Raw genomic sequence first — 11,402 nt, 5'->3', positions numbered from 1 at the left:
TCGTCCCGACCAGAAGGCGTACCATCTCATGCAGAAAACGGTCGGCGCGAACGTGATAGACGAGCAGCTCCTTCTCGCTTTGCCAAGATGACTCGGTCACGCAACAGAGACTGCTCTCCTTGCGGGACGCGGCACGGCAGAAGCCGGAGAAATCACGGTTCCCGACAATGATAGCCGCGGCATCGTCCAGCAAGCGGCGTTCCAGTGGTGCAGTGACCAGCCAGTGCCGATCGCGGCCGAACGGCGTGGGTCGTGTGGCGATCCGGTAGCTGTAGTGGCGGCCGGTGGCGCTATAGCGCGCGTGAAACGTCGGGTCGACCGGGACTACGGAGATCACAACCAGATCGGGCGGCAGCGCCCTGCCCAGTCGTTCCAGTAGTTCATCCGGCCCGACACCAGCGTCGGCATCGAAGTGCGCCACCATCCCGGCGGCGTGAACGCCGGTGTCGGTGCGGCCGGCGCCGGTCACGGCCACGGGGGATCCCACTCTCAAGAGCCGTCCCAGCCATGTTTCCAACTCCCCCTGCACGGTGCGCAGTCCCGGCTGGAGTTGCCAGCCATGGAAGTCACGGCCGTGATAGGCAAGATCGAGGCGATAACGCACGATTGAGTCCTTCAGTGAAGCCGGAACCATAGCCAGGCGGCCCATCCCGCGAACACAACCACGGAGAGGAACCAATCGATGCCGCGAAACCGGAGGGCGAGAACCATCGCGGGGGTGCGGCGCACATCCATCCCGCGGGCGGCCAATGCCAGCGCGAGCTGGTCGCCGCGACGGAGCGCCGCCGCGAAGACCGGGACCAACAGCGCCGGCAGCGACCGCCACCGTGCCCACAGCGATCCCGCGAAACGAATCCCGCGCGCCTGTTGCGCCAAACGGATCGCGTGGCTCTCCCGAACCAAGAGCGGGAACATCCGCAGCACGAAGAACGCAAAGTAGAAGATGGTCTCGACAGGTACACCGACGCGTCGGAGCGGAAGCAGAGTCCGCGTCACCCCCGCCGCCATTCCCAACGGTGCGGTTACCAGAGCCGCGAGCGCGGCCAACACAGCCAGGGCCATCAGGCGCAGGCCCATCCGCATACCGAGGAGCAGGCCGGTCTCGGTCAGTCTGAGCATGCCCCACTGAAGGACGATGTCATCGCCTGCCGACACGAAAATCGCATACAACAGCGCGGTTGCCACCGCGACCAGCAAGGTCCAGGCGAGCCAACGGCGCGGGAGCGGTGCAGACGCGTGTCCCTGACGCGACATTCCCGCGAGAAGCAGAATCAGACCCAGTGCCCAAGCGAGACCACCGGCAACCGACGTGGTCGCGATCACCCACACGGCAGTCGACAGGAAGACCAGTCCGGCGGCTCGGGGATCGATGCGGGGAATGACCATGCCGTGCTGTCCGTGTGTCGGCCGGACCGGATTCACAACGAGCCCAGTCCCCCAAGAAGCAGACCCCTCGCTCCGCTCGTGGTGGCGGGGATTCCCATTGTCCGGGTAAGCATGTCGTTTCGAGCGAAGCGAGGAACCTGCTGTTCCATGAACGAAGGGCATCCGGCCCATGCTGTCGGGGATTCAGGGACCATCCGACGATTCCATTCCCCGGCCCGCAGCCGTATAATACGCCCCATGGCCCGCCAGAAACAGAAGCCCGAAGGTATGCCGAGGCCCGTTGCCGGGGTCACCGACGGTACGGGTGATTTCAGCCCGAGAAACGCGCGAGACGCTCTGTGGCTGGGAGCGATCTTCGTTTTGGCCTTACTCGCCCGTGTGATCGTGCTCTGGCAGTTGTCGCGAAACAACCCCGGGTTCTTCGATCCGACCGTCGATTCCCGTTGGCACTACCTCTGGGCCAAGAGCATCGCCGCCGGGGACTGGCTGGGCTCCGGAGTCTTCTATCGCGCCCCGCTCTATCCCTACCTGCTGGGGATCTGGATCACGTTGTTCGGCGACGGACTCTGGCCGATCCGACTGGCTCAGGCGGTGATCGGCTCACTGTCCGCCGTATTGGTCTGCCTCATCGGCGCCCGGGGATTCGGGCGGCGCGTCGGCATCACCGCGGGGCTGATCTGGGCGATCTACGGGACCATGATCTACTACGAGACCGAGCTTCTCATCGAGGTCATCGTCGTTCCGTTCACGCTTCTGGCGATTTGGCTGGCGATGCGGGAACATGGGCAGACACCCGTTCGCCTCTGGCGTTGGCTGACGGTCGGCATCGTGGTGGGACTCACGGCGATCGCGCGCCCCAACATCCTGTTGGCCCTTCCGGCCTTCTGGATGTGGAGTTGGACTCCCGCCGACCGGCCTTCGCGCACCCGACGGGAGCGCTGGAGCGGCCCCCTGGCTGTGACCTTGGGAGCGCTCCTGCCGATTGTTCCCGTGACGGCACGCAACTTCATGGTCGGGAACGACCCGGTGCTGATTTCCTACCAGGGTGGCGTCAACCTCTACCTTGGGAACAACCCCAAAGCCGATGGGCTGACGATGAGTATGCCCGAGGTAACGCTCGACGAATCCGTGGAGTGGAACGAGTTTGTCCGCACGACCGATTCGATCGCATCGGCGCTGGCCGGCAGGTCGCTCCGCCCCTCCGAGGTGTCCTCGTTCTGGACCAGACGCGCGCTGGCCTACATGACCGCACACCCCCTGGCCGCCACCTGGGGAATCCTGAAGAAGACCTACTATTTGTTCAACGGCTATGAGACCGGGGACCAGACCGATATCTACGCGTATACGCGCTATTCATCGCTCCTGCGGAGACTCATCTGGCACTTCGGCATCTACTTCCCCTATGGGTTGATTGCACCGCTGGCGGTATTGGGAATACCGTTGGCGTGGCGGGTCTCGTCACGTACCCGGCCGTTGATGGTCTATACCGTGCTCTATGCGTTGACGGTGATCGGGTTTTTGGTGACGGCGCGACACCGTCTGCCGATTCTGCCGATGATGGTACTCTTCGCCGTGGCCATCGCCTGGACGCTGGTCGAGTATATGCGCACGGGGAAGACGTTGAAATGGCTGGTGATCGGCGGTGTCGTTGCGATTCACCTGTTCGTCTTCAACCGGCCGATTGTCGAACGGATCATGGCCAATCCCACCTTCACGCTCTACCAGGAAGCCCTCACCTTGGACCGTCGGGGCGACTATGCCCAGGCCGTCGAAGTGTACGAGAAGGCGCTGGCGATTGACCCGTCTCACCTGGCGTCCCTGCGCAATCTCGCCTACGATCTGGTGCGCGTGAAAGAGTACGATTCCGCTGTGGCCGTCTCCTTCACCTACATGAGACACCGGAGCAGCGATGCCGAAGTCATCAACAACATGGGGCTGGCCTATCTCGGCAAGGGCGACACCGGCAAAGCCGAAGGGTGTTTTCGCATCGCCGTCCGCACAAACCCCAATCTCGGGCAGCCGCATCTGAACCTGGGGGACATCGCGCGGGCCAGGGAACAGATCCCCGTTGCGGTCCAGCACTATGCCGCCGCCGTCGCGGGGGACTCGGCCTTTGCCCCGGCCTACAATGCGCTGGCGCTGATCTTCACCGCCGCCAAGAACTACACCGAAGCCATCCGTCTTCTGAAGACCGCAACGGCGCATGCGCCCGGCAGTGTGACGAGTTGGGCGAACTTGGGTGCGGTGTACCTGGAAAACGGGCAGCCACTACCGGCCATCGAGGTACTCGGCAAGGCGCTACTCTTGCAGCCGTTGACCGGGGCGGTTCGGGTGAATCTGGCCGTGGCCTACGTGCGTGCCGATTCCGTTGAAGCGGCCCGGGCACAGTTGCAGGAAGTCCTGAAGCATGAGCCGCAGAACGCGACCGCGCTACGGCTGATTGCCAAGATCGATTCAGTGCTCGGCGCGGCTCACTGAGAGCCTCCAGCAGAATAAACGAAGGACACCCTCGCCCGATTCGGCCTCCGGCGGAATGGGGCAGGGCACCTGGCCTCCGCTCGGTCAGATGCTCTTGAGAACATACGGGTTTGACGTACAGGACAAAACGCAAAGGGCGCGGAATCCGCGCCCTGTTGATAGCTCCCACTGATCATCGCCAAGACCGGAAGACAAGGGGCTTAAGCCCTTTGCTCACCCAAGTCATGGCCAGATGCCACGGTCTTCGTGAGACCATGCAGCCAATTCCGGCAGGTTGCTGAAAAACGCAGAAGACATGGATCGGTCCCACCATTGTCATCCTGAGTCCGCCTTTGGCGGACGAAGGATCTGCTGTTTCGCCCCATGAAACCAAAAGCAGATTCTTCGCCCCGCCAAAGAGCGACGGGGCTCAGAATGACATGGATGGTCCTTTCTCAGCCTCCCGCTAGTAATCGGTCGAGGCGAAATAGCGTTCGATACGGCCGAGGAAGTCATTGACTCGGGCTTGATCGGTGGCGCCGCTCTTGGCCCGGCGACGGGCGCTCTGCGTCGACTTGGCGTACTGCATCGCACCGGACAGCGACTGCTCCATCTTGGCCATGAAGTCGTCCTGCGAGGGATGGAGCTTGGCGGAGGCCTCATAGAGGAAGGGGATCGAGGCCCCCATCTTGTTGGCCAACACCGTCGTGTCGAACTTCTGTTCCAAGGCATAGGGCAGCGGCAGGAACATCACCAGAAACAGCAGATACCCCATCATCACCCACCCGAAAATCAGGCCGACGACCGCCCCGCCGAATTGGTCGTACTTGCCGACCTTCTGCACATTGACGGCGCGTGAGAACAACCGCGCCAACAGGCGGAACAGGGCGAACAGCAGCATGGACGAGAGTACGAAGGCCCACATCGACACCCAGATCGGTGAGGCATGGAAGTAGGCCGCCAGTTCCCGGGTGAAACCGTCATTGTAGTGCACGGCGATGATGATGGCCACAGCCAGCGCCAGCGTGATGAACAGCATGCGCAGGAAGCCACGTTTGGCCGCCCAGGCCGCACAGGCCACCACGCCGATCAAGAGCACCAGATCGATGAGATTCATGCCCCGCCTCCTGCGGCCTGGCAACGCCTGGAACGAGGCAACCCGGCATCCCACCGCCATGGGATGCTGCCTCGAATGGGACCGTTCAAGCCGCTGTGATTCCCGTGAACAGGATCGTCCTGATCCCCCAGAGACACACTCCGGCGGCCGGAGATTGAAGCTCCCGCCACCCATTGGCTATGTCGGCGGGTCGGCTGGTCTTGATCGCCGGCCAACCCGCACGATTATGCTGTAGTGATGCTATACCGCACCGCATCGGCCGGGCCTACTTCACCCCGCCAAAGCGCTTGCGATCTTGTGCCCCCCGGCCTTTTCCGCCCCCTTGAAGGACTGCCCGTGTCTTTCGTACTGCGCCAGTTGCGGCTGTTCTTCAGAACCGTGAACGAGCGTTTCCCTGCCGATTACTCGTTGTAGCTCCGTTTGCGACTGCGCCGTCTGGCTTGATTCAGCTTCCGTTTCTTGCGGTCCGATGGCTTCTCGAAGTGTTGGTGTTTCTTAATGTCCGACAATATCCCTGCTTTCTCACATGTCTTATTGAATCTCTTCAGGGCCTTCTCGAAACTCTCATCGTCGCGTACGCGAACGCCGGTCATCCAAGCGTTCAACTCCTTTCAAACCGGTACCTGTGCGTTATAGGGTTCTTGCCGAACTCGACTCCTGTTAACCGTTTAGCGGCCGCCTCCCGGAGGGCACACCAACCCCTCCCTGCCGAACGGAATTACGGTGGGGGCGCAGAAAATGTCAATGAGAAGTCGAACTTGGAGCGTCGGAACTTGACGTCAGCGATGCCCATGGTTTCTCTATCGTTCCGGGCACTCCCTTCAAGTAGTTGAGCGACAATCTGTTGTGCCGCCGACACCGGTCTCCGGGGCGGGCTCCTCAGTGGCCTCAAGCCCTTGTCCGGCGTCACTGTACTTCAAGGACACGGGTTTTCAACCCGCGGAAGTGAGGGCACGGCCCGCCCGAGGCGGACAAGCACGCTGTGCCCCTACGGATGGGGAATCGTGATCGCGCAGAAGACGCTGGACTCATCGACCTCGTCGATTCGCACCTCGGCGCCGAGGTCATCGACCAATGAGCGGAAGTACTCCGGGGTGACGGTCGTGGCGGTGAAGCCATCCTTGCAGACGATCACACCGTCGCGCGTCTTGTCGTGGTCGATCTCGCCAAGCAGACCGGCTGCCGACTGACGTTCGAACCAGTCCAAGCGGTCGTTCCAGAACTTCTCCGAATAGCTCGAAAACAGCGCCAGTCCAGCGGGTCTCGTGACCCGGACGGCCTCGCAGATGACGGCGCGTTGATCGACATGGAATGCCGAGATCCCGTTCTGGATGCAGACGACGAGATCGAAGGTGCGATCGGCAAAGCCGAGATGAAGAGCATTCATGCATGCCAGGTGGCAATTGCCGATACCGCGCAGGAGGTCCTGTCCCATTCGCAGACTCGCAAGGGACGTGTCGATTCCGATCACCGCTTTCGCCCTCGCCGCCAAGCGTGGGACGACGCGCCCATATCCGCATCCGAGTTCGAGAACGACGTCGCCGGGACGGATATTCCCGGCCACGTGATCGATTTCGGCCTCGAGATACTGCCGCACACGTGGCGGTGCGATCTCATAGACGCGGCGGAGGCGTTCGGCGGAGAGGTGGTCGGTGTAGTAGTCGCTCACTTGTCGCCCTGTCGCGGATTTTTCCCGCCGTCAGGGGGCTGAAAGCCCCCTGTCCGCAGGACGTTGGTGTTTCGAGGACAGCGGGTTTTCAACCCGCTGTTGGTGCGTGCGGCCGACTCCGTTCGCCACAAGCAGAGCACGCACGCTATTGTCACCAGTCGCTCAGAATCCCCCCATCTGTCGCCCGGCCAGGAAATGGTAATGCAGGTGATAGACGATTTGTCCCGACTCGGGGCCATTGTTCACGATCAGGCGAAACCCGCGGTCGAGGAATCCCAGCACGTCGGCGACGGCTTTGATCTGCGCATTCATCTGTACGAGGACATCCGGAGGCGTGTCAATGAAGGTCGGGTAGTGCGCTTTGGGACAGATCAGAACGTGCGTCGGCGCCTGTGGACGGCGATCATCGAAGGCGATGACATCGTCCGATTCATAGCGGATCTTCGCCGGCGCCTGACGGGCGATGATACGACAGAAGATGCAACCGGGATCGAAGGGACGATCGGGGCGCGACGGTGGAGGAGTGAGGGTCATAGTTCTCCCAGATGGTGCATCACCAGTGTCAACGCCGCGATGGCGGCGGTTTCGGCACGCAGGCGTCGGGATCCCAGACGAATGGGTCTGACTCCTGCCTCGACCAAGAGCCGACGTTCGGCGTCGGTAAACCCGGCCTCGGGGCCGACAATCACAACTGTCCGGCGCGGCGTCGGGGTCGAATCCGCGGCATTCCCCAGCGCAACACCATCATCGTCTGCCAACCAAGTGATGTCATGATCGGTGATCATCTCGGCCAGTTCACCGGGCGAGGTCACAGTCGTGATCTCCGGCCAGACAGAACGAAGGCATTGCTTCATCGCACCCAATGACAGACGACGCCAACGCTCCACTTTGCGTCGAGCCACCGGTGCTCCGCCGATGCCGGCTGGTGACTGGTCTGCCTGGACCGGAATGATTCGTATCGCGCCGAGTTCGACCGCCTTCTCGACGATCCAATCGAACGACTGCGGTTTGCCGATGCCGACCGCGAGTGTCACCTGCGCAATCGGCTCACCCAGATGGCGGTGCTCCCGGATGATCCTGCCGACGACTTCACGCGGAGTTGCACTCACAATCTCACAATCGTAAGCGTTCCCCTCGCCATCAGTGACCGTCATCATCTCGCCTTTGCGCAGGCGGCAGACGGTCACGGCATGGCGCGCCTCTGGCCCGACAACCTTGAGCATGTCGCCGGTCACATAGTCGGGCGGCGTCCAGAAGAACCCGGGGGCCTGCATGGAGCGCTGGCGGGTGCGGTAGGTCATGCCCATCGAAGAAGTGATGATCCGGTTTCCCCGGCAATGAAAATGGGCGGGCACACAGGCCCGCCTCTACGGCCGATTTGCCACGTGTTCGTAGGGGCGGCCCTGTGTGGCCGCCCGGCGAGACGTGTGTCTGTAACAGAGAGGTCACCCCCCGAAGCCGGAGCGGAGCTTGTCGAAGAACGAGCGGTCGGGCTTGGGGGGCTGGCCGCCGCGAGAACGGCTGAGTTTTTCCAGCAGCGCGCGCTCATCAGAGGAAAGATCGGTCGGCGTCCAAACAAAGACCTGCACCAGTTGATCGCCGGAACCGCCGCCGCGCAGGTGCGGGATTCCCTTGCCTCTTAAGCGGAACAGCCGTCCCGACTGTGTCCCGGAGGGGATCTTCAACTTCACCGAGCCATCGAGCGTCGGCACGACGACCGAGTCGCCCAACGCCGCCTGCGAAAAACTGATCGGCAGACGGTACAAAACATCATTGCCGTGGCGTTCGAATTGCTCGTGGTCCTGCTCTTCGATCAGGACGATGGCGTCCCCGGACGGGCCGCCGCGCGGACCGGCATGGCCGGCGCCGCGAACGGTGATGTAGTTTCCCGAGGAAACTCCGGGAGGAACATCGACGGATATGGTCGAGTGCCCCTCGACCCGTCCTTCGCCGCGGCAGGTGGGGCACGGTTTGTCGATGGTTTCACCGGCCCCATGGCAACGCGGACAGGTCGAGATATTCACGAATTGTCCGAAGATCGAGCGCGAGACCTGCCGTACTTCGCCGGTGCCATGGCATTGCGGGCAAGTCACCGGCTTGTGACCGGGAGCCGCGCCGGTGCCATGGCAGTCGTCGCAGGGAATGAGTCTTTTGAGTCGGATCTTCTTTTCGACCCCGTGGGCGATTTCCTCCAGGGTCAGCTTCAGACGCACGCGCAGATCGGCGCCGCCGACCGGGCCGCTCTGGGCCCGCGATCGTCCGCCACCCATCCCGAAAAGGTCCTCAAACCCGCCGCCGACACCGAAGTCGCGCATGAAGGCGCGCAGGGCATCGTTGATATCGAAGCCGGAGAAACCGCCAAACCCACCCGGCCCGGCCGCGGCGCCCGACAACCCGGCATGGCCGAATTGGTCATAGGTCCGGCGTTTCTCGGGGTCCTTCAGGACCTCGTACGCCTCGGTCGCTTCCTTGAATTTCTCCTCGGCGGACTTGTCCCCGGGGTTCTTGTCGGGATGGAAGCGCACCGCCTGCTTGCGGTACGCCTTCTTGATCTCCTCGGTGTCGGCGTCGCGGTCAACACCGAGGATATCGTAATAGTCCCGTTTGTTCACCGGCGTCGGCACCTTCGCTCACAACGGCCGGTGCGTGCAAAGCACGCACCCTACATCAGCATCTTGGCGGGCGCAGAGCACCCAACCTACTTCTTGTCCTTGTCGTCGACGACCTCGAAATCGGCGTCGACCGGGCCGCCATCGCCGCCACCGGAAGCGGACGATGGCTCTGGGCGTGGACCGGCTGATGGACCGGCGCCAGAGCCACTTTCGGTGGTCTTCTGGCGATACATCTCCTCGGCGAGCTTGTGCGAGGCGCGCATCAGTTCTTCGACTGCGTCATCGATGGCTTTGGCATCGCTCCCGGTCTGAACCGACTTGACCTTCTCGATGGCCGCTTCGATGCGCGTCTTATCGTCGGCGCCGACTTTGTCGCCGAAGTCCTTCAGCGTTTTCTCGGTCGTGTAGACCATCTGGTCGGCCTTGTTGCGTGCTTCAATCAGTGTCTTCTTCTGTTTGTCCTCCTCGGAGTGCGCTTCGGCATCCTTGACCATCTTCTTGATTTCTTCCTCGGAGAGGCCGCTGGACGACTCGATCCGGATCTTCTGCTCCTTGCCGGTCGCCATGTCCTTGGCCGAGACATGCACGATGCCATTCGCGTCGATGTCAAAGGTTACTTCGATCTGGGGCACACCGCGCGGCGCCGGGGGAATGCCGACAAGATCGAAGCGACCGAGCGTGCGATTGTCGATCGCCATCTCCCGCTCGCCTTGAAGGACATGGATCGACACGGCGGTCTGACTGTCGGAGGCGGTGGAGAATATCTGCGACTTGCGCGTCGGGATTGTCGTGTTGCGGTCAATCAGCCGCGTCATCACACTGCCGAGCGTCTCGATGCCGAGCGACAGAGGCGTGACATCCAGAAGCAGCACGTCCTTGACGTCCCCGGCCAAGACGCCGCCCTGAATCGCCGCGCCGACGGCGACCACTTCATCGGGATTGACGCCCTTGTGCGGCTCCTTGCCGAAGATCTCCTTGACGATCTCCTGGACCTTGGGCATGCGCGTCATGCCGCCGACCAGCACAACCTCATCGACGTCGGAGGGCGCGCAGTTGGCGTCTTTCAACGCCTGACGGCACGGTCCGACGGTACGCTGCAGCAGGTCCTCGACCAGCGACTCCAGTTTGGCCCGCGAGAGCGTCAGATCAAGATGCTTGGGACCGGATTGATCGGCGGTGATAAACGGTAGATTGATCGAGGTCTGCATCGTGGTCGACAACTCGCACTTCGCCTTCTCGGCCGCTTCTTTCAGGCGCTGCAACGCCATCCGGTCTTTGCGCAGATCAATCCCCTGCGACTTCCTGAACTCATCGGCCATCCAGTCGATGATCCGCTGATCGAAGTCATCGCCGCCGAGGTGCGTGTCGCCATTGGTCGAACGGACCTCAAAGACGCCATCGCCCAGCTCAAGAATGGAGATGTCGAAGGTGCCGCCGCCGAGATCATAGACGGCGATCTTCTCATCCTTCTTCTTGTCGAGGCCATATGCCAGTGAGGCCGCGGTCGGTTCATTGATGATCCGCAACACTTCGAGTCCCGCGATGCGTCCGGCGTCCTTGGTCGCCTGACGCTGGGAATCGTTGAAGTAGGCGGGCACGGTGATCACCGCCTGCGTGACCGGGCCGCCGAGATAGTCCTCGGCCGCCTTCTTCATCGCTTGCAGGATCAAGGCGGAAATCTCCGGCGGAGAATACTCCTTGCCGCCAGCCACGACACGCACATCCCCCGAGGCATTCTCGGTCACCTTGTAGGGGACCAGCTTTTCCTCCGAGGCGACTTCGGAATGGCGGCGTCCCATGAACCGCTTGATCGAGAAGACCGTGTTTTCCGGATTGGTGATCGCCTGCCGTTTGGCGATCTGCCCGACCAGCCGTTCACCCTCCTTGGTAAAGGCGACGACCGACGGCGTGGTGCGCCCCCCTTCGGCGTTGGGGATGACGGTCGGCTGGCCGCCCTCCATCACGGCGACACAGGAGTTCGTGGTACCCAGATCGATGCCGATGACTTTACCCATTATGATCAGTCCTCCGTTTTGTCGATAGCACAGGTGGGCACGGCACGCCGTGCCCCTACGATTCCTGTTTCGTGCCACTGACCCTGGTCAGTGGTCCTCCTCCATCCATATCATCATTCCCACGGACCAAGGTCCGTGGCACGCGC

General features: G+C 62.3%; 10 protein-coding genes. 1 reads left to right on the top strand and 9 read right to left on the bottom strand.

The window, feature by feature from the left end:
* Together AB1792_09190 and AB1792_09185 are read right to left on the bottom strand one after the other, a co-directional pair.
* A partial coding sequence (locus AB1792_09190) for a tRNA pseudouridine synthase A (GenBank protein ID MEW5702389.1) occupies positions 1-634 on the bottom strand: 634 nt, incomplete at its 3' end.
* Positions 616-1,386, bottom strand: a complete 771-nt coding sequence (locus AB1792_09185) for an energy-coupling factor transporter transmembrane component T (GenBank protein MEW5702388.1) — start codon at positions 1,384-1,386, stop codon at positions 616-618. The genes AB1792_09185 and AB1792_09190, both read right to left, overlap by 19 nt.
* A 267-nt stretch (positions 1,387-1,653) precedes the next feature.
* Between AB1792_09185 and AB1792_09180 the strand changes: the two genes are divergently transcribed.
* Complete coding sequence (locus AB1792_09180) at positions 1,654-3,864, top strand: tetratricopeptide repeat protein (GenBank protein ID MEW5702387.1); 2,211 nt, start codon at positions 1,654-1,656, stop codon at positions 3,862-3,864.
* Positions 3,865-4,309: 445 nt separating this feature from the next.
* Here the strand turns inward: AB1792_09180 and AB1792_09175 are convergent, their stop codons facing one another.
* The 7 genes from AB1792_09175 to dnaK form a co-directional block, all read right to left on the bottom strand.
* Positions 4,310-4,960, bottom strand: a complete 651-nt coding sequence (locus AB1792_09175) for a CvpA family protein (GenBank protein ID MEW5702386.1) — start codon at positions 4,958-4,960, stop codon at positions 4,310-4,312.
* Between the two features lie 401 nt (positions 4,961-5,361).
* The gene (gene rpsU / locus AB1792_09170; GenBank protein MEW5702385.1) at positions 5,362-5,553 is read right to left on the bottom strand and encodes a 30S ribosomal protein S21; all 192 of its coding nucleotides are present in this window, start codon (positions 5,551-5,553) and stop codon (positions 5,362-5,364) included.
* A 395-nt stretch (positions 5,554-5,948) separates the two neighbouring features.
* Positions 5,949-6,629, bottom strand: a complete 681-nt coding sequence (locus AB1792_09165; GenBank protein ID MEW5702384.1) for a class I SAM-dependent methyltransferase — start codon at positions 6,627-6,629, stop codon at positions 5,949-5,951.
* Positions 6,630-6,791: 162 nt separating this feature from the next.
* Complete coding sequence (locus AB1792_09160) at positions 6,792-7,163, bottom strand: HIT domain-containing protein (protein ID MEW5702383.1); 372 nt, start codon at positions 7,161-7,163, stop codon at positions 6,792-6,794.
* The gene (locus AB1792_09155) at positions 7,160-7,930 is read right to left on the bottom strand and encodes an RsmE family RNA methyltransferase (protein MEW5702382.1); all 771 of its coding nucleotides are present in this window, start codon (positions 7,928-7,930) and stop codon (positions 7,160-7,162) included. Before AB1792_09155 ends, AB1792_09160 begins: the two co-directional genes overlap by 4 nt.
* 144 nt (positions 7,931-8,074) lie before the next feature.
* On the bottom strand, positions 8,075-9,241 hold the full coding sequence (dnaJ, locus tag AB1792_09150) for a molecular chaperone DnaJ (protein ID MEW5702381.1): 1,167 nt from the start codon (positions 9,239-9,241) through the stop codon (positions 8,075-8,077).
* A gap of 86 nt (positions 9,242-9,327) precedes the next feature.
* Positions 9,328-11,256, bottom strand: a complete 1,929-nt coding sequence (dnaK, locus tag AB1792_09145; protein ID MEW5702380.1) for a molecular chaperone DnaK — start codon at positions 11,254-11,256, stop codon at positions 9,328-9,330.
* Positions 11,257-11,402: the final 146 nt, after the last annotated feature.

It is taken from the genome of Candidatus Zixiibacteriota bacterium (assembly GCA_040752595.1).
Lineage (GTDB): Bacteria > Zixibacteria > MSB-5A5 > WJJR01 > WJJR01 > JACQFV01.
This window is presented reverse-complemented; position numbering and strand designations above follow the sequence as displayed.

Excerpts from the sequence above, each read along its gene's own strand:
- AB1792_09185 (MEW5702388.1), bottom strand. The coding sequence starts at position 1,386 with ATGGTCATTCCCCGCATCGATCCCCGAGCCGCCGGACTGGTCTTCCTG.
- AB1792_09180 (MEW5702387.1), top strand. The coding sequence starts at position 1,654 with ATGCCGAGGCCCGTTGCCGGGGTCACCGACGGTACGGGTGATTTCAGC.
- AB1792_09175 (MEW5702386.1), bottom strand. The coding sequence starts at position 4,960 with ATGAATCTCATCGATCTGGTGCTCTTGATCGGCGTGGTGGCCTGTGCG.
- rpsU (MEW5702385.1), bottom strand. The coding sequence starts at position 5,553 with ATGACCGGCGTTCGCGTACGCGACGATGAGAGTTTCGAGAAGGCCCTG.
- AB1792_09160 (MEW5702383.1), bottom strand. The coding sequence starts at position 7,163 with ATGACCCTCACTCCTCCACCGTCGCGCCCCGATCGTCCCTTCGATCCC.
- AB1792_09155 (MEW5702382.1), bottom strand. The coding sequence starts at position 7,930 with ATGACCTACCGCACCCGCCAGCGCTCCATGCAGGCCCCCGGGTTCTTC.
- dnaK (MEW5702380.1), bottom strand. The coding sequence starts at position 11,256 with ATGGGTAAAGTCATCGGCATCGATCTGGGTACCACGAACTCCTGTGTC.